The sequence below is a fragment of the Parabacteroides sp. B2-S-102 genome, assembly GCF_023656665.1.
In the GTDB taxonomy this organism is placed as follows: domain Bacteria; phylum Bacteroidota; class Bacteroidia; order Bacteroidales; family Tannerellaceae; genus Parabacteroides; species Parabacteroides distasonis.
The window spans coordinates 61,547-79,115 of record NZ_JAMOKM010000008.1 but is presented as its reverse complement, the minus strand read 5'-3'; the positions used below and the strand labels follow the sequence as shown (position 1 = coordinate 79,115).

Here is a 17,569-nt window from a genome sequence, read left to right as displayed (position 1 = left end):
TCAGTATGCGCACATTTCGTTCTATCGATGAATTGGTTCGTACGCTCGACCGAGAGAGGGAACTGCTACGTGAGATGTTTCATAAACGGACCTCCCTTTCTTTCAAATACGATTTCGCGGTGGAGCTGACCGATTATAAGGAGGAGCGGGTACAGAGCTTAATCAATCACGGAGTGATACGTAGTAGCGGCGATTTCTTGGAGATGGAAGACATTTACCTAAAGTTCTTCGAGGAGGTGCTGCAAGTGAACGAAGAGGTGAATGTAGCCTATATACAAGGACATCTCAGCAAGCTGAACGAGCAGATAGAGTATTATCTGAAAGAGAATAACGAGAGGCGGCGATATAACTACCATAATGACGTGCGCCGTACGCTCAAGAACATAGCGCTCACCACGGTACGCAACGTGATCGACCTGAAGCGGAATCTGGACAGCACGTATAAGAACGAGCCGAACTATCAGATAAAGAAAGTAAAACTGCAACGACTGGGCGAGAAACTGAAGAATATCATCCAACTCATCAACAAGTGCGAAAATGCGATCGATAAAGATCAATTGCTCTTCTTCCGCAAGGCAATGGATGCCCAGATGCGTGCCACGGTGAGCGACGTGAAGTTGCAACTCATCGACTCCTCCCACAACCTCATGGAGATACAGCGGCAAATCGTTCATTACCTCAACATGATCGAATACCAAAATCGAATCTTCGAGAAAGTACGCAAGCTGAAGTATCTTAAAGAGCAATTCCTGCTGGAGGAGAATACGAATATCAAGCAAGTGCTGGCTGAACGTAACCATGTGTGGATGGAGCCGCAACCTAGTTATCGCATCAAACTTTCAATAGATTACCTGCGCAATTCGGACGAAGCGCTGACACTTATCAAGAAACTCGCCACTAAGCTTAAAAGGCGTGACGATAAATCGAGAGACGTAGCGGAAGCAATACCTACCGAATATCTGGAAGGTAAGGCGGAAGTGATCGATCAAGTGAACTTGAGGGAAGTGTACAACTCGTTTGTGGCTTCCGGCGAGCATCTTTTCGCTTTTGTCATGAATTACGCTTATAAGAATGCGGTAAGTACAGAAGACAAGCTCGTCTTTTTCTGCCAGATAGCCTCTGAATATGCCGAAGATTTGAACTTTTCCGACCGTTACGAATGTAAGGGACAGGTAGAGTATCCCTTAGTTTTCCCTAAATAATTCATCAACCATGAAATATACCGAAGAAATATACAGTACATTGAGCCATGGCGGATTTATCTCGTCCAATAGCCTTTCGCCCGCAGTCCGTCGCTACTACGATGCCATCGAAGAGGAGTTGACCGACTATTATGAATATTATAAAGGCATAGGTTTCTATCTTGAAAGCGGCAATGGCTACTACTTTTTCGCACGTAAAGAAAGCAAGGCGGATATAGATCGTAAACTCGAAGCCGCCGCTCGCTGGATAGATTATCTCTGCTTCTTGAAAACCTACAATTCAGCCTTCGGCCCCGGTTTCGTATTCAGCAAGTCGGACATAGTGACACAAATACGTACCGAAATCGAGCTGAAGGAGCAAGCCAAGGAACTCTTTAGCGACAAGAAAGGTTTCGAGGAAATCGTTGATAAGCTCATCAATGAGTTAAAGACTATGGGATTTATAGAGTATGAAGACGAGGACGAAGGCACTTGGAAGGTACTAACGGCTTTTCATTATATAGAAGAGTTGGTAGATTGTATTAACATAACAGAAGAGGGACAAGATGAGATACCTGAATAAAATAGTTTTCCTGAATAGTGCGCATATCCCTTATTCCGAGATTCAACTGGACGGAAACGTGCATTTCATTGGTACGCAGGGTGTAGGAAAGAGTACGCTGCTCCGGGCTATTCTTTTCTTTTACAACGCCGATAAGCTGAGGCTAGGCATACCCAAAGAGAAAAGAAGCTACGATGAGTTCTACCTTCCTTATGCCAACTCATTCATCGTCTACGAGGTGATGCGTGAAAACGGCCCTTATTGCGTGATGGCTTTCAAGCAACAAGGGCGTGTGGCTTATCGATTTATTGACGCACCCTATCAGTCGTCATGGTTCGTCAACGAGCGTCGTGAGGTTCGTGCTGATTGGATCTCTATTCGCAAAGCCATTGGCACAGAGACGCAAATCAGTCGTATCGTCGTTTCTTATCAAGAGTTCCGGGATATTATTTTCGGCAACAATCGTCGTCCCGATCTCATAGGTTTCCGTAAATACGCTATCGTAGAAAGCCCCAATTATCAGAATATCCCCCGAACCATACAGAATGTGTTCCTCAACTCCAAGCTGGATGCCGATTTCATCAAGGACACGATAATCCGCTCCATGAATGAGGAAGAGGTGAATATAGACCTTGATGTCTACCGTAACCAGACGAAAGATTTCGAACAGAATTACAATGACGTTACGCTTTGGCTGGACAATGAAAAACCCGGAGGGTCGCCGGTACAAAGACAAGCCGGGAAAGTGATGCAAAGCTATCGCGACTTATTGTACATGGATAGCCACATAGCCAAGGGACGTGCCGAATTATGCTATGCAGAGAAATCAGCCTTGAAGCAGCGCCCATTAATTGACGAGGAAATATCCAGACACAAAACCGAGCTGGAACGTGTACATCGCTTACAAAGTGAGGAGACAAAGAAATACCAAGAGGGACGGGACAAATTGATAAAAGAGAAAGGCTCGGTTGATGCCGACTTAAAACGTGCCAAGCAGAAACAGCTGGAGTACGAGCAGATGAACATTACCGAAATAATTCGCAGGGTAGAGCAGAAAAGTGCGGTTACCGATGAATTAACACGCCAACAGCAACGGAGGCAGGAACTCACACGTGCCTACGATGATGTCATAGCCAAATACAGCGCACTTATAGAACGGGTAGATACCGACTTTCGAGCCTTTGAGAATGCGCAACACGCATTGGTGAACGAAAGGGAATATGCGACAAATAAGCAGAACGAGAGCTTGATGCAGACACGGCGCAATGAAGAGAACGAGGTATATACGCGTTTTGAGGAGAAATCGCAACTCTCGGCAGACAAACTCCAGCAACTACGAGAGGAGAAATCGCAACAAAACAATGAGTTGCTACGGATAGCCCACGAAGCTCCCTATAAAGAAGAACATGCCAAAGCCGACGAGGAACTGAACAAACTGAATACTCGTGCGCAGGAGTTGAAAATGTCCATTCAGCAACTCTCTACGCAAGCTGTAAGCCTGCGTCAAGAGGCTGGAATGAAGTTACGGGAATTGGAGTTGGCACAGGCTCAGCCTCTCGCTAACGCACAAAAAGAGAAGCAAGAGATAGAGGAACAAATAGCCCGGCTGGAGTCGCTCATCGAACGGCGCAAAGGTTCGCTGGCCGAATGGCTGGACAGGAACAAACCCGCATGGAAAGATACGATCGGAAAAATAGCCGATGAAGAGAAAATACTTTATCGCAATGACTTGGCGCCGCAGGTAACCAACCAAGGGGAGGCTTCCTTGTATGGCGTGCAAATAGACCTTACGGCATTGGAACGCAATTTCCGTACCCCCGAGGAATTGAAAGCAGAACTGGCCATATACCAAGGAGCATTGTCACAGTGCGTCAAGCGGATCAATATGCTACACCAAGAATTGGCAGAGCAAACGGAGGCTTTGAAGAAACAATACAACAAGCGCTTGCGTGAGATAACAGACCGACAGCGTCTGCAAGAATCCGAACAACTTCAGCTTCCCGCATTCATCAAGAACGCCATGGCACAATCCGCCTCATGGCAAAAGAAGACGGACGATTGGCGTGAACAGCGTATGGTTGAAATCCGGATGAAACAGAACGATACGGCTCATCGACTGGCGCTTTGCGAGGAAGAGATAAAGAAGTTGAAGGCTGATCGTGCGCATCGTCTTAAGGTATGCGAGAAAAGTTACAAAGAGAAGAAGCTCCGGCTGGAACAGGAACTGAATAACTACCGCAACAGTATCGAGACAGAAATAAAACTTCACAAGCAGCAATCGCTGGAACGCCGTAAAGAACTGGAGGCTTCCCAACAAGCGGAGCTTAGCGGAAAAGGCGCCGACACGGCAGCCATCGGAAAATATGACGCACGCATCCTGCAGATTCAAAAAGAGCTGGCTTACATCGAGAAACATTTCCCCGACACCATCCGCTATCAAAAGGACAAAGAGGAACTTTTTGATCGTGAACCACAACTTCGCAGTAGAAAGAAGATGCTTGAGGATGAATTGGCCACGCTTGAAGAACGTTTCACTTTGCGTAGCGAGAAACTGAACATACAAGAAAAACATCAGCAAGCCTTATTAGGCAAGGGCATCGAAACAAAGAGAAGCTTGGAGGAAGGTTTGGCACAGGCCGCCAAATTTCACGAAGACTCCACTTTCTGCCCACCCGAAGTAGTAGTGACCGAAGAGAGGCAGACCTGGAAGAGTTGCGCAGAGTTGGTGCAAGAGTTGAAAGACCATATCACCGGCCGCATGAAACAATTGGAAGAATTCAAACGGATGGTTAATCTGTTTAAAAGCAACTTCTCGGCCAAGAACACGTTCAGTTTCCGCACCGATCTGTCTACGGAGGAAGACTATCTGGATTTTGCCTCCAACCTCTGCGAGTTTGTGGATAATAATAAGATCCTCGATTTTCAGAAACAAATCAGCGAACGCTATACACACATCATTCAGCGCATCTCCAAAGCGGTAGGCGAGCTTACCCAGAATGAAGGTGAGATACATCGTACCATAGGCAATATCAACAAGGATTTCGAGCGCCGTAACTTTGCGGGAGTGATACGCAAAATAGAACTCCGTGCACAACCCAGCAGCGACCGACTGATGCAACTCCTCAAGGAAATAAAGAAATTTTGCGATGAGAACGAATTCAATATGGGTGAAGTAGACCTCTTCTCGCAAATGGATCTGCGCGAGGTCATCAACAGGCAGGCCGTGCGCTATTTGCTCAACCTCATGAAGGAATTGCAAAATGAACCGTCCCGTAAGCGGTTGCTGCTCACCGATACGTTTAAACTGGAGTTCCGCATCACGGAGAATGACAACGATACGGGATGGGTAGAAAAGATATCAAATGTAGGTTCGGATGGAACGGACATCCTGGTAAAGGCCATGGTGAACATTATGCTCATCAATGTCTTCAAAGAGAAAGCCTCACACAAGTTTGGAGAGTTTCGTTTGCATTGCATGATGGATGAGATCGGGAAATTGCACCCCACCAACGTGAAGGGTATCCTTGACTTCGCCAACAGTCGCAACATTTTGCTTATCAACTCCTCACCTACTACCTATAATGTAGAGAGCTATCGCTACACATATTTGTTGGGTAAGGACAGTGGAGCCAACACCAAAGTTACGCCATTATTGAAATATGATAATTAATGTTAGGAACCATGATTGATAGAGAACAGAATTTACGTTTGGGCGATGCCCGTAAACTGTCGCAAATGATGCAAGGCGAGAGCGTGCCCTCTTCCGGGCTTTCCAAACAGATGGCAGAAGAACCGCTCTCCGAGGATTTGATTTGGCAGCAAGTCTATGGTAGCAGAAGAAAATTCAAACTGAGAGACGCAAATGCGTTATCTATCTATTTAGCACAGCGATATGGGATACAAGTCTCGCTGGATGAGTGGATCAAGGTAATGGAGAGTGGCGAAACGGTGAGCCGTGCCAGACAAGTAGAAGTTACATCACGTTCTAAGGCGAAAAGTACCCGTAGTTTTACCGGATTCCTCGTTAAAAGTTATCAGCCCATTGAAACGTCGCTGTATGGAGAACCGCTGCTAATCAACCCTCCGCAGGGACTCTCTCTCTTTATAGAAGATTTCACGCATTTCCGCTTGGCGGATGATGTTACGGTGGTAGGTATCGAGAATGGAGAAAACTTCCAGCATATAGAGCAGATGAGGCATTTGTTCAAAAATATCAAGGTATTATTTGTCTCTCGTTATCCCCAGAGTTCGGATCTTCGCACATGGTTGCGGGCCATTTCCAATCCCTATCTTCATTTTGGGGATTTCGATCTTGCCGGCATTCACATTTTCCTCACTGAATTCTTCACTCATCTCGGTCTTAAGGCCCGCTTCTTTATACCTTCCGACATCGAGACGCGTCTTCAAACGGGAAACACCCTCCTTTACAACCTACAGTACGAACGTTTTAAAGAGATGAAAGTAATTGACGAACGGCTGAAACCACTCGTAGCGATGATCCACCGCTACCGTCGTATCTATGAGCAAGAAGGATATCTTCAAAATAGATAAAAGACACGCATTCAAAACAAGCAAGCTTCAATCCCAAAGTAAGTTAACTTACTTCATCATTTAAGTCAACTTACTTGGCCGCAAAGTTAACTTACTTTTTTTCGCCTTGAAATCTTATAAGTTTTCACCTTTATCAAGCTCTTTTGCCATCCAAAAATTAATAAGACAAAGCTGATTAGCCTTGCGTTTTCGTTCCACTTCTACTATATATCTTTTTTTCAAAGAAAAGGCGAGCGGTTAGGCTCACTTCCGATGTAACTCGTGTGATACCAGCCGTAATCGCATACCGCTCTATATCGTTTAAAAGTATCGTAACGATACCTTTACTTTGGAAGTCCTTGTGAACAAACATCGAATGTAGATGCCCAATCTTCTACCTCAGCTTGCGAATAATCGCACCTGTTCACCACCAATACGGTATTCTGAAATAAAGCTCGAATGCAAAGGTAGGAAAGTTTTTGGAGTAGCAAAACAAAAGTTGCTACTCCTCGCTTACATCACCACTCTCCTCGATGGAATTAATTTCTTGAATGAGTAATGCCTGAAGTTCGTCTTTGGGCAGCAGCAGTTGATACTCGGCAACCCCAATCGGCTTGTTTATATCTTGCAAAGCAATCTCTACATCCAAGTGGTCCTTGTCGGCGCAAAGAATGATACCGATTGACGGGTTCTCATTCTCTCCTTTTTCCAAGCGGTCAAGCAGCGAAAGGTAGAGATTCATCTTGCCTACATACTCTGCCTTGAAGGCCCCGAGCTTCAATTCAATCGCAACGAGCGACCTCAAACCTCTGTGAAAAAAGAGCATATCCACTGCATATTCCTTATTGTTATACTCCAGACGATATTGGTTTCCGATAAAAGAAAAACCTTTGCCCAACTCCAGTATAAACGACTTGATTTTAGATACTAATCGCTTCTCCAGTTCCAACTCCTTAACAGGCTCTGTTATTCTAAGGAATCCTAAGTTGTACGAACTTTTAAATACTTCATTAGCATAGTCGGCATGCGCCATCGGCAGTACGGCATCAAAGTTATTCGTTTTGATTTTCGTCTGACGGGCTGCGTAGGTATTCATCTTTATTGCATTGAGCAGCATATCTCTCGACCAACCTTTTTGCAAGCACTCTTCTGCGTAGAATAAGGCTTCATTAGCTGACAACGACTTATCCAACAGTAGTAAATTATGTCCCCAAGGTAAAACTGCCACAGCTTGTAGCAGTTTTGTATCTTCTTGATAATAACGCTCGTATAGGCGTTTCATATTCCAAAGGTTACGAGGAGACAATCCCATATCCGGAAACTGTTCTTTCAAGTCCACTGACAATCGTTTAACCACGCCACTACCATATCCACTCTCTAAATTTCTATCAAAGAGTAACTTCCCGATATTCCAATATACAGAATTGACGGTAGTGTTTACTTGCCGAGCAACGGTCGTGCGAGCAGTTTGAATCTCAGAAACCGCCTGCTGCAATATTTGAGCGTACTCGTTATCATTTATTCTTATTTCTTTTGCCATATCATGAATCTTTTCAATGCTAATCTATTATATTTTCTTCAGTAACACCTTCTTTGTTATTTTTTTCAACAAATAACATCGGTAACGGAGCACCAGCATATCGGGCATTCTCATGCCTTAACACCCTTTGGGTACGGTGCAAATGTCCGAGTGCCGTGTATGCAATCTTTTCGTCGAATACTTCAGACGAAAAACACTCTAACCTTCCGATAATAGTGCGTTCGGCACGGTTCTTTTCCAAAATCTTCGAACACGTAGCCTGCAAATACCACATTACAATGAAAGGTTTACTTTTGTCCGGCATAGGTAGTATATCAAAAAGTTCTCTGTACATCACTTGCACTCCTTTCAGCCGATAGGTTTGGGATATCAAACAAATCTCCGGCAATAAACAACCCATCCACCTCGTGAACTTTCACTTGCTCTCGAAGCCACGTCAAAAATAGAGTATGTTCACCTTTACGGTCATATTCAAAAAACGTTTGCCCTAAATGCCAATCTGCGGTATGGATTATTTTCATTTATTATTATTTATACCATTCTTTTTTTATCTCATCTATTTTGAGATCTTTCCATTCCTCTTTCCATAATTTCCAATAAGGGATATCATTTGACGATGGTTCTGGGCTACAACGATCTATTTGAACTATTGAAGGTAGTATAACTGATTCACCTATTAATATACACTCTCCGGCTTTGAGTGTCGGCATTTTATCAATAAGATTTCCAAGTGTATCCGGCAACAGTCTCTTTACATAATTTTGATCGTTTGGATTTGTTAATCGCATGGCTAAAAAATTGTTACACTGAGAAAATATTGTTTCTGATATTTCAGAAGGTCTCTGACTAGCTAAGAGTAAAGATACACCATATTTACGTCCCTCTTTTGCTATTCTTTCAATGGAGTGTTTAGATGACCGATATTTTGCCAAATCACTATTGGGAACATATTTGTGAGCTTCTTCATACACAAGTAAGATAGGGACATCGTTATTAATTCTTTCCTCACCATTCTTTGAGCATCTTAGTCGTTTATAAAAATAACCATATTCAAATATTATCCTTGAAATCAAAGAAACGGTAATACTTAACACATCAAATGGAACCCCACTTAAGTCTATAATTGTGATATTGGAATGTTTTGTTTCCTCATAAGCAATTAAATGCTTTAAAGTATCTTCGAATGTAACGTCTTCTGTGATTTCACCTAAAAGAAAATTTAATCTTTTATCATTAACTTTACTTTTTATTCTAGAGATAAATTTGTCAATGCTTCCGTCTGCGTACGTACCCTTTGAATAATTTTGGCTCTTTGGCTCTTCAAATGTATATATTTTCGTAAAGTAATGATTAATTTTAGCTGACTCATCATTAAAACACTGATGCGCTTCTTTTATTGCTATTTCATTTGTCTTTTTATAATCCTTCGTTTCTCTAGAAAGATTTGACAAACAAGTGATTACTTCATTTAAAATAAATTTCACGGGTGTATCAAAAGATATATTTTCTAGTTCTGAATTATATTTTTTCTTGTTTTCAGTTATCACTTTTTGTAACAAAGAAGCCTGATTGTAATTATTAAAATCTCCTGATTCTAAAAAAAGCTCTTCCAATTCATCCCCATTAAGAAGCCAATATGGGAGTATAAGATTATTGATATCAATAAAGTTTGCATCTGGAAATGCTGATTTGTATTCTGAATGAATATCAAATATTATAATATGAGAATTATTCAAACCAGAATATTCTCCTGTTTTTTCATGTGTAGCACTTTGAATTAGTTTCGCTACAGTATGGGATTTCCCTGAACCTGTTGATCCTACGATGGCAATATGCTTATTGAAAAACTTATTACCATTTACAGGAACCGAAATATCTTTATTTGTAGAAAGTTTAGAGAAAGTGAACTTGTCTTTTGCCTCAAGAGATTCTTCATAAATTTTAGAAATTTCTTCTTTCTTAGCAGGCTCAACTTTTTTAGGTGGAATAGCTATTGTATCTCCACCACGCTCAAACTTGTCACCACGAATCAATCCTAAGGGATTAGCTTCAAGAATATACTTTCTTGTTGCATTTCCTTCCTTATCTGCTCCAACTTCAATGGAAAAGTTCTCAATAATGGCAATTAACACAGCATTATCATTGTCTGCGATTCTTAAATATGAACCAACTTTAAGCTTTTCTTCTGCTAAACAGAAATCTTCTAATTTATCTACTGATATTTTTACTTTATTGGGAAATACAGATATTACTTCTGCATTAATTTTTTCTTGTTCTACCATAATAATTATATTATTTTATTGATATGAATTGTTTGTTCAACTAATATCTTGATATGTTCATGGTTCGTATTTTCATAAAAAGGTATTCTTGTATAAAATTGATAAATCTTTCGAGTCTTTTGTATACTATCTATTACAGAATCTAAATCTTCCTTATTGTACAAGATTTTAAGTTTTAATCCATTGTAACAAGTAGCCTTTTTAACAATTGAATTGACTGAAAATTCAGCATCTTTATAATCGTAGCCATCTATAAAAATAAAGTTGTCATCATGTAAACTTTTTAAAATATTTTTCAATCTATTCTCAGGTAAACCATATAGATATACATAAGGGCAGAATGGACTTGGATTTTTTGCTTCTATTTTTGAATATTTATTTCCAATTTGGATTAGTAAAGATTTTATTTCTGTATCAGAAATTATCGAGTCGCACTCTATAACAAAAAAACGTTCAAAAGGAGATAAATTTAAAGGAGAAAAATATTCTCTTTTAATCATTAAGCAATATTCTTTGATGCTTTTTTTTATCAAGAACCACTGGTTGAAAAATATATCCTTACTATTGATTTTATCAATAAATTCACGTTTTGTTATTCTTCTTTGAGAAATATCCGGATTTATCGATAATTCTTTTACTATTCTTAATGAATTATTGTAATAAAAGTATTCTGCTTCAAAATCATTACAGCTAAAGAGTCTTTTTAGTTCATTAAAAATATCAGTCTCTTGCTGTTCAAACTCTCTTGCTGCAATATCTATCTCCAAATTTGATAAAAATGATATTATTTGTTTATCTTCTATCGAAAGACCTTTAAATGCTTTTAGACTTATAAAGTTACTTTTAAAAAATTCTATATTAATAGGTAATATAAGTTTATCTTGACCTGATTTGTAATACCCATAAATCTTATATTTTATACCATTATTAGCTTTTGATAGATAATGATCTAACATATATCGCAATGGTTGAGCTATAACAGAATGATTATATTCTGTTCCTGCATAATATTTGCATTGAATAGCAGTACTTTCATCAACTGTTTTTAAATCAACATCCTCGATGCCTTCAATACAAATGGAATCAGTTTCATTATTGCATTTTAGTAACTGAAGGATAAAATAGTCAAATTGATAATAATATCCTTTGATTGTTGCTATTGCTGAACGTTCTTTTGCCATATTTAAAAGGTTAATTTCGGTAATCCATTCACTATCTCCATCATCTCTATACTTAATAAAATAACGCTGAGGAGCAAATCCAATATATAGCGGGGATTGTCATGTTCCGTTGCCCAGTCATTAGGATTATTAGTGATGCCGCTATCTTTGTGAGTGATGACGGCATAACGCTCCATAATCCATTCGATAGCACTTTTGCCATTTACTATGTATTCATAAGCTGTGGCTGGTATATTTTCAATCGTTATCTGGCTGTTGTATATAATTTTGCTTTTATCCGTTTTGGAGGGAAAGCGCATCTTTTCAACTTGATAATTGATTGTCTCCATCTCGCCTGATTGCATTACTTTTTCTATTTCGCTCTGCGGAATGGTATTATAGGTCACAATGACTCCGGTTGCCGAAGGACGATTCTCATAGTTCAAATGCAATTCCGCTAAGTTTCTTCCTGCTTTGCTAAAACTCCAAAAATCAAGGGCTTCATCCACTAATGGAATACGGGGCAACATCTTTTTAAGGTCGGCGGCAAAGGCGGTGCGATATTCCGTGCTGTGCAGAATGCCGTAAACATAGTAAAAAATATCTTCTTTACTCACATGTGGACCGTAGGCTTTGCGACAACGTTCTGAAATGAAATCGGAGATGGCATCACGACGAATATAATTATTCTGAATGGTGTCCTCGGCATCATCAAACAAAGTTTTACTCTCAATTTTACGTTCCTCATAGTGATACATTGGGAAACATTGAACTCCAGCCTCAAGAAAATTCAAGTCAACAATCGTTTCAGACATTAAGAAACTGTTTAAAAATGAATTAAAACAATTACTATATAATTATATATCATATTGAATATCAGTTAATTAACCGATATATTATTTAAAACCTAGTGGTTACTAAAACATTAAGTTATGGAACAATATTCAACCAACCTCACTGATAAACAGTGGCAATTTATAGAAAAAATAGTGAATACGCAAAAAAGAAGACGAAAATATTCTGTGGTCAAATTATTATATATCAGCTATCGATATTTAATTTTCCAATTCTTTATTTCTCTTTTTCCACAGCTGATAACTGTTAAAAATATTTTGCCACATATTATATATACAACATAATATAATGCTGATTATCAGAGTAAAAGCCCACCTATTACTAATAGTGGGTAACAAAATAGTAACAAAAAAACGAAGAAATCGCTTTGTGGTGGGCTTCATGTGCAAAGGTAACAAAAGCCCTCTAACCATAAAAGTAAAACTGGCGAAAAGAAGAATACTGTTTTTCTTTTCGCCAGTATATATATTTTGCTGTCTATAAAAGTAGGTTTAGTTCGTTTTGGATATATAGACAAAGGGATAAACTAAACTTGCAATGTATAGGAAAGCCTTTTCTTGAATATTAAAAGTTAATTTGTTCAAACTTAATAAGAAAGAAATAGCTTAACAAGCTGTTCTATTATTAACTTTCACTATATTTGAATATTGTTTATATAATTGGTTATGAAACATTTTCTACCCATATTATTTATATTTTCTTTCAATCTTGTCAGCCCACTTTTAGCACAAGACAAGAAGTGTGCAAATATGTCTGCTTTATTAGAGAACAAAATATGGAAAGTGCAACTTCCTAAAGACAAACAATATGCAATGGAAATGGAATTTCGTAGTGCCGGATGGAGAACTACATTTCTATATGATGAAAAACAAACCAAAACATTCTATTCCTATTCTTTGCATGGAGATACAATCAAAGTTTTTGAATCGGGTAAAAATTATATCATTCAAGAACTTACAGATAGTACTCTGACATTCCTTTATCTACCGGAAAGTTTGACAATCGGAGTTACGCCTGTCAGATGTACAACAGATAACAGTATTCAAGGGCAACGAGAGAACGAAGAACGTTTGGATAGTATTTGGCGCAAAGAAGATATTTGGAACAAGGGTACTGCTCCTATCAATAAAACTCAGGCTATCAAAGAATATCCCCGATGGGCTGTATGGGATTATGACTTGGAAAAGTATTTCGTTTCTCAAATGAAATACCCCAAAGAGTTACTGAAAAAGAATGTGGCAGGTCATTCTGTTGTGATGTTTTCCATCGACACACTGGGTTTACCTCGTGAAATCAATATTCTGACTACTATCCATAAAGAGTTTGACAAAGAAATAATTAGATTAACAAAAGAACTTCCACACTGTCTGCCTTGCAGGGATAAGAACGGTAAACGAATAGAATGCTTCCATACAGTATATGTACCATTCTTACCACAACATTATAGAGATAGAGTAAAAGCAGACAGCATTGCAAAGGAAGAATTGAAACAAAGTTTTGTGGAATGGGAAACTGTGTCTTATTTTGAAAAAGCAAATCCGTATGCAGTTACCAACTACATCAATGAACGCCTAACATACGACCCCAAGCTATTGAACGGCAAAAAAGAAGCCAAAGGGATTTATACGATACGAATTGATTCTTACGGAGAAATAATAAAGGTAGAAACCTTACGAAGTTGCGGCATACCAGAATGGGATAAGCAAGTATTGCAAATCATAAAAGGTATGCCACGGTGGACTCCTACCATCAATTATTACGGGAAAGGTGAATATCACAACTCCGTTTGGACTGTACCTGTTTTATTTAAAAATGATAATCGGTAAATCCTTGAATGAACATCGTGATTATAATTGAATTATCAAAACAGAAATTAAATTTAAACTAAAAAATGGGAACATTAGGCTGTATAAATGATATGCTACAACGGGACAAAGAGAACCGTGAGCTTCGCAAATTGAATAAAGAAAGGATGAAAGAACATCATAAATACCTCGTAAACAAGGGAAAAAATATTAATTTATCCAACATTTCCATTGAAACGATAGAGGAAATCCGTAAAAATACCATAGCAAAAGAACAGTCAGACCAAATTTATCTATTCAAGGCATATATAATTTTTGCAATATGCCTTTTAGGATTATTTTTATTGGGCATACTTTGTTATAAATTATTCTTCTGAATACCTAACGACATGCTGTCCGAAGAAAAATAAATGAATTTGAAAAGCCGGGCGATAAACATGATTCATCACTCCGGCTTTACTCCGCTTATGGCTTACCCAGTTTATCGGCTTCCTTTCTCAACAGCTCGGCTTGTTCATTGAGTAACCTTGCACGCTCCAACGCTTCCGCCTGCTTCCTGCTGCGATACTCAAAATCTATCACAGAATCGGTTAGACTTTGGATAAAACCGTTATCTCTCTGCCAATTGAATTTGGTTTCCAGTATATCAAAGACTTCTCCGTCTGCCTGTCCTTGCATCAGCAAATAGCGGTATTTTATATCGTTGTCCTGCAACTGCTGCATACGTGTAACCAAACGGACGTTCAAGAATATGGAAGCGGAACAAATAACCAGCACTGCCGAAAAAACAAACAATCCCGGACGAACCCAAGAAGTAACCTTGTTGTAAATCCGTTGATAGAACGGTAAGGACGTAGCTTCCTCTTTATCCGTCCTGCAAGAACCCAAAGTATCAATCATTACCTTGAAACAACGGTAGGTTTCCAATGTTATTTTCTTGGTGTCCTCTATGTTCTTCTGCTGACCTTGCATCCTGCTCCTTATGTCGTCAAGCTGACTTTGGATAACCTGCAACTTCTCTTCGGGAACAGCCGAATTACTGTGCAGTTCCGACAATGCCTGTTCGATTGTTCCCAGCCGTTCGAGAGTTTCCTCCCGGCTGGCTGGCGTTACCTGTGCTTCCAGCTTCTCTTTCAGTTCCGTAACCATAGAGAGAAGCCCCTCTAAAATCAAATTATCTTCCATGTCTTTACAATTTAAGTTGTTTTTTCTTTTTCTTCTTCTTTCTCAAATTAAAATTAGGTTCTTCATCCACTGGGGGAGAAGAAGCGGAAAACAGACCGAGCGAACCAGTTATCAACGGACTGTCAGCCTTGCCCGGTGCAGGTGCTTGCTCCCGAACGGGTGCGAAAGTTGTTTGCCGTTGGCTTTCGGCAACATTCATTCCTGCATCCCCGAAACATTTATCCAGTTTGGAAAAACTGAAACTGCGGTCTATCTCCGAACCCTTGAACGTGTATTCGCCTTTGGAAAAGGATATGCCCTGTATCTCATCGGTCTGTCCCTTTCGTTTGAACCGGACGGTGATACCCCTTTCCGCTAACCGCTGCTGTAACTGCTGCCAGTTACGGGATTTACCGATTTCATTCTTCACAGCCGTGTAAATCTCGTATTTCGACTTGTCCGGCTCTTTCAATCGGTGCTGCTTCACCTGCTCTTTCCCCTTGGCGAAATAAAGCCCGTGTTTGGCTTTCAGCTTCTTGCATACCTGTTCGTTACGGTACATGTCGTTCCTGTCCGAAATGGTCTTGCCGTTGTTGTCAATACGGTTGAATACGATATGCACATGTGGGTGTTCCCGGTCTTGGTGGCGCACGATGATATACTGCGTATCGGTGATTTTCATTTCACGCATATACTCCTGCGCAAGCTGTATCATCTTCCCGTCTGTCAATTTGAGTGCATCCACTGCCGAATAGCTTAACGCAATGTGTCCGACAGGCTTCTTCAAATCGGGATTCATCCCGGTCTGCATACAGAAGCTGCGGATTATATCGCCCCGGCTTTCAGTCAGAACCCCGTCCGCATGAAGCAAAACCGCCTGCTCCTTGCCCAACACATAGTTCACACAGCCCTTAAAACCGCTTCCCTTTTTTATTTTTCCAATCATCCGACAAATGGTTTATGATTTCAACAATCCTATCTTTGAGCTTCAAAAGTTCCACCGCCACCAGTGCGAAACCTCCGGCATTTGCCCGGTGCGCCAGCTGGTTGATATTGTTGGCTTCCCCTGCCAGCTTACGGATGGTGTCCGCATCCTGCCTGTTCAGCCGGGGTATAACCTCTGCCGAAACAACCGCCTGCCGGACATACTCACTGATACGCAACCCGGCTTCCCCGGCTCGCTTTCTGATGGCGTAATACTGCAACTCGGTCAGTTTCGTACTGACTACTTTTTTCTGCTTGTCCGTCCGTTTTTTTGCCGGACGACCGCCCAGCTTGTCCTGTATCTTCTTCATGTCTTTTTACTTTTAGGTGGTATATTAGAAATTGCGACCAACGGGAGCGATTTCCTTTGCGGTGAGCAAAGCAAGGTGGTTTCGGTATACCGAAACATAACCTTGCTCTCCAAATAAACCGCCAGCCGTTGATAGTCCTGCCGGATTAAATGTCCCTGCCTCTCTTTTGTCTTGGGGCGGCACGTTGTCCGGTTTCCTGCTTCGTTTCCTGCACTTGGCTGGCTGCGTTTTTCTGTTCCTGCTTCCTGCCGCACAGGTAATCGTTCAAGTCCGAATAGCCCCTATAATTGTGCGAGAAGTCACGCACATGGTAGGAGTATTCCAATTCGATAGCCCGTGTCGCTTCAAACCCCGCCTTGTCATTATCAAGCAAACAGTGGATGCGCTCATACGGGGACATCACGTCAAGGGCTTTCGACACATTAGCGGTAGAGTTAAGAATGACATAATCCTGCCTGTCAAGGTCGGGCATGGCCGGACAGTTCCTCATGCGGAGCGTAAGGAAAGAGAGGTAGTCCATGAAACCCTCGAACACCAAACATTTCTCCCTCGGCTCTCCCTGCTGCTGTATGTGGGTGATGTCTTTCGGGGCGATGCAGCCTTTGAAAAAAGAGTTGCGCACTTCATAACCTCCTGCCATGTTCGAGAAACCGATAGCGAAGAACGGTCTGCCGTTATTGGTAAAATGGAGTTCCTTGCATTCTCTTTTTGCCAGTTCGATATTGATACCCCGTCCCTGCAAGTAACGGAGCAATGCCGGATGGGTAAGGTCACGGACTTCCAAATGCTGGAAACTCGGTTCTGTCCTACGCTGGGGAAAAGAAAAACTGACCGGGCGGACGTGCGGTCTCTGTTCCGCTATCCGGTTTAAAAGGTATGGCAGGCTGTCGGAACAATAGAGTTCCTTTGCCAATGCTATGAGGTTGCCGCCCTTGCCTGCGCCAAAATCATACCAAAGGTTGCGGTCAGTGTTCACCTTGAAAGATGGTTCGTGTTCCTCCCTTAATGGTGATTTGTACCATAAGCCGTTACCCTGCTGCTTGACAGGAGAGTAACCTAAACTATGCAGATAGTCTGCGATGGGTATTTGTTTTACATCTTCGATGTTCATAACATTTTCTTTTTTTGGGGATTAAAAAATAGTTGAAAAATGCACCAATCCTGTTTAGTCCGTTATATATATACCCGTACCATA

The 17,569-nt window shown here is 40.8% G+C and carries 16 protein-coding genes and 1 pseudogene; 6 read left to right on the top strand and 11 right to left on the bottom strand.

Annotation, left to right across the window (positions count from 1 at the left end):
• The first annotated feature begins 5 nt into the window (after positions 1-5).
• The 4 genes from NBH07_RS12010 to NBH07_RS11995 are packed head-to-tail and all read left to right on the top strand — an operon-like array spanning position 6 to position 6,294.
• Positions 6-1,202, top strand: coding sequence for a hypothetical protein (locus tag NBH07_RS12010; RefSeq protein WP_005861768.1), 1,197 nt, complete (start codon positions 6-8; stop codon positions 1,200-1,202).
• A 10-nt stretch (positions 1,203-1,212) separates the two neighbouring features.
• The gene (locus NBH07_RS12005) at positions 1,213-1,764 is read left to right on the top strand and encodes a condensin complex protein MksE (protein WP_005861767.1); all 552 of its coding nucleotides are present in this window, start codon (positions 1,213-1,215) and stop codon (positions 1,762-1,764) included.
• The gene (locus NBH07_RS12000; RefSeq protein ID WP_005861766.1) at positions 1,748-5,413 is read left to right on the top strand and encodes an ATP-binding protein; all 3,666 of its coding nucleotides are present in this window, start codon (positions 1,748-1,750) and stop codon (positions 5,411-5,413) included. Before NBH07_RS12005 ends, NBH07_RS12000 begins: the two co-directional genes overlap by 17 nt.
• Before the next feature lie 11 nt (positions 5,414-5,424).
• Complete coding sequence (locus NBH07_RS11995) at positions 5,425-6,294, top strand: DUF7281 domain-containing protein (RefSeq protein WP_250833516.1); 870 nt, start codon at positions 5,425-5,427, stop codon at positions 6,292-6,294.
• 114 nt (positions 6,295-6,408) lie between these two features.
• Here the strand turns inward: NBH07_RS11995 and NBH07_RS11990 are convergent.
• The 7 genes and pseudogenes from NBH07_RS11990 to NBH07_RS11960 all read right to left on the bottom strand — a co-directional run bounded on the left by NBH07_RS11990 (position 6,409) and on the right by NBH07_RS11960 (position 12,070).
• Positions 6,409-6,764: pseudogene (locus NBH07_RS11990) on the bottom strand (GNAT family N-acetyltransferase).
• Positions 6,765-6,775: 11 nt separating this feature from the next.
• Complete coding sequence (locus NBH07_RS11985) at positions 6,776-7,813, bottom strand: PDDEXK nuclease domain-containing protein (RefSeq protein WP_005861764.1); 1,038 nt, start codon at positions 7,811-7,813, stop codon at positions 6,776-6,778.
• Between the two features lie 19 nt (positions 7,814-7,832).
• Positions 7,833-8,147, bottom strand: coding sequence for an exonuclease (locus tag NBH07_RS11980; RefSeq protein ID WP_011965932.1), 315 nt, complete (start codon positions 8,145-8,147; stop codon positions 7,833-7,835).
• Positions 8,128-8,334, bottom strand: a complete 207-nt coding sequence (locus NBH07_RS11975) for a metallophosphoesterase (RefSeq protein WP_005861762.1) — start codon at positions 8,332-8,334, stop codon at positions 8,128-8,130. Before NBH07_RS11975 ends, NBH07_RS11980 begins: the two co-directional genes overlap by 20 nt.
• Positions 8,335-8,340: 6 nt before the next feature.
• Positions 8,341-10,095, bottom strand: a complete 1,755-nt coding sequence (gene herA, locus NBH07_RS11970) for an anti-phage-associated helicase HerA (protein ID WP_005861761.1) — start codon at positions 10,093-10,095, stop codon at positions 8,341-8,343.
• Between the two features lie 5 nt (positions 10,096-10,100).
• Complete coding sequence (locus tag NBH07_RS11965; protein WP_005861760.1) at positions 10,101-11,276, bottom strand: DUF4297 family anti-phage-associated protein; 1,176 nt, start codon at positions 11,274-11,276, stop codon at positions 10,101-10,103.
• 2 nt (positions 11,277-11,278) lie between these two features.
• Positions 11,279-12,070, bottom strand: coding sequence for a type ISP restriction/modification enzyme (locus NBH07_RS11960; RefSeq protein ID WP_005861759.1), 792 nt, complete (start codon positions 12,068-12,070; stop codon positions 11,279-11,281).
• A gap of 705 nt (positions 12,071-12,775) precedes the next feature.
• On the opposite strand from NBH07_RS11960, the gene NBH07_RS11955 reads away from it, so the two are divergent.
• Complete coding sequence (locus NBH07_RS11955; protein ID WP_008765438.1) at positions 12,776-13,936, top strand: energy transducer TonB; 1,161 nt, start codon at positions 12,776-12,778, stop codon at positions 13,934-13,936.
• Between the two features lie 65 nt (positions 13,937-14,001).
• Positions 14,002-14,292 carry a hypothetical protein gene (locus NBH07_RS11950; RefSeq protein ID WP_005856047.1) on the top strand — a complete coding sequence of 97 codons (291 nt, stop codon included), beginning with the start codon at positions 14,002-14,004 and terminating at the stop codon, positions 14,290-14,292.
• Positions 14,293-14,380: 88 nt separating this feature from the next.
• Here NBH07_RS11950 and NBH07_RS11945 read toward each other — a convergent pair whose 3' ends face one another.
• The 4 genes from NBH07_RS11945 to NBH07_RS11930 all read right to left on the bottom strand — a co-directional run bounded on the left by NBH07_RS11945 (position 14,381) and on the right by NBH07_RS11930 (position 17,485).
• A complete protein-coding gene (locus NBH07_RS11945) occupies positions 14,381-15,100 on the bottom strand; it encodes a hypothetical protein (protein ID WP_008765439.1) in 720 nt (239 codons plus the stop codon).
• A gap of 4 nt (positions 15,101-15,104) precedes the next feature.
• Positions 15,105-16,025: a relaxase/mobilization nuclease domain-containing protein gene (locus tag NBH07_RS11940; protein WP_008765440.1), complete on the bottom strand. Its 921-nt coding sequence runs from the start codon at positions 16,023-16,025 to the stop codon at positions 15,105-15,107.
• Positions 15,991-16,374, bottom strand: coding sequence for a MobC family plasmid mobilization relaxosome protein (locus NBH07_RS11935; RefSeq protein ID WP_008765441.1), 384 nt, complete (start codon positions 16,372-16,374; stop codon positions 15,991-15,993). The genes NBH07_RS11940 and NBH07_RS11935 overlap by 35 nt, the downstream gene beginning before the upstream one ends.
• A 145-nt stretch (positions 16,375-16,519) precedes the next feature.
• Positions 16,520-17,485 (bottom strand): DUF8464 domain-containing protein, encoded by a 966-nt coding sequence (locus tag NBH07_RS11930; protein WP_008765442.1) that lies wholly within the window; start codon positions 17,483-17,485, stop codon positions 16,520-16,522.
• Positions 17,486-17,569 lie beyond the last annotated feature (84 nt).

Coding starts and splice junctions, on each gene's coding strand:
- NBH07_RS12010 (WP_005861768.1), top strand. CDS start 6: ATGCGCACATTTCGTTCTATCGATGAATTGGTTCGTACGCTCGACCGA.
- NBH07_RS12005 (WP_005861767.1), top strand. CDS start 1,213: ATGAAATATACCGAAGAAATATACAGTACATTGAGCCATGGCGGATTT.
- NBH07_RS12000 (WP_005861766.1), top strand. CDS start 1,748: ATGAGATACCTGAATAAAATAGTTTTCCTGAATAGTGCGCATATCCCT.
- NBH07_RS11995 (WP_250833516.1), top strand. CDS start 5,425: ATGATTGATAGAGAACAGAATTTACGTTTGGGCGATGCCCGTAAACTG.
- NBH07_RS11985 (WP_005861764.1), bottom strand. CDS start 7,813: ATGGCAAAAGAAATAAGAATAAATGATAACGAGTACGCTCAAATATTG.
- NBH07_RS11980 (WP_011965932.1), bottom strand. CDS start 8,147: ATGTACAGAGAACTTTTTGATATACTACCTATGCCGGACAAAAGTAAA.
- NBH07_RS11975 (WP_005861762.1), bottom strand. CDS start 8,334: ATGAAAATAATCCATACCGCAGATTGGCATTTAGGGCAAACGTTTTTT.
- herA (WP_005861761.1), bottom strand. CDS start 10,095: ATGGTAGAACAAGAAAAAATTAATGCAGAAGTAATATCTGTATTTCCC.
- NBH07_RS11965 (WP_005861760.1), bottom strand. CDS start 11,276: ATGGCAAAAGAACGTTCAGCAATAGCAACAATCAAAGGATATTATTAT.
- NBH07_RS11960 (WP_005861759.1), bottom strand. CDS start 12,070: ATGTCTGAAACGATTGTTGACTTGAATTTTCTTGAGGCTGGAGTTCAA.
- NBH07_RS11955 (WP_008765438.1), top strand. CDS start 12,776: ATGAAACATTTTCTACCCATATTATTTATATTTTCTTTCAATCTTGTC.
- NBH07_RS11950 (WP_005856047.1), top strand. CDS start 14,002: ATGGGAACATTAGGCTGTATAAATGATATGCTACAACGGGACAAAGAG.
- NBH07_RS11945 (WP_008765439.1), bottom strand. CDS start 15,100: ATGGAAGATAATTTGATTTTAGAGGGGCTTCTCTCTATGGTTACGGAA.
- NBH07_RS11940 (WP_008765440.1), bottom strand. CDS start 16,025: ATGATTGGAAAAATAAAAAAGGGAAGCGGTTTTAAGGGCTGTGTGAAC.
- NBH07_RS11935 (WP_008765441.1), bottom strand. CDS start 16,374: ATGAAGAAGATACAGGACAAGCTGGGCGGTCGTCCGGCAAAAAAACGG.
- NBH07_RS11930 (WP_008765442.1), bottom strand. CDS start 17,485: ATGAACATCGAAGATGTAAAACAAATACCCATCGCAGACTATCTGCAT.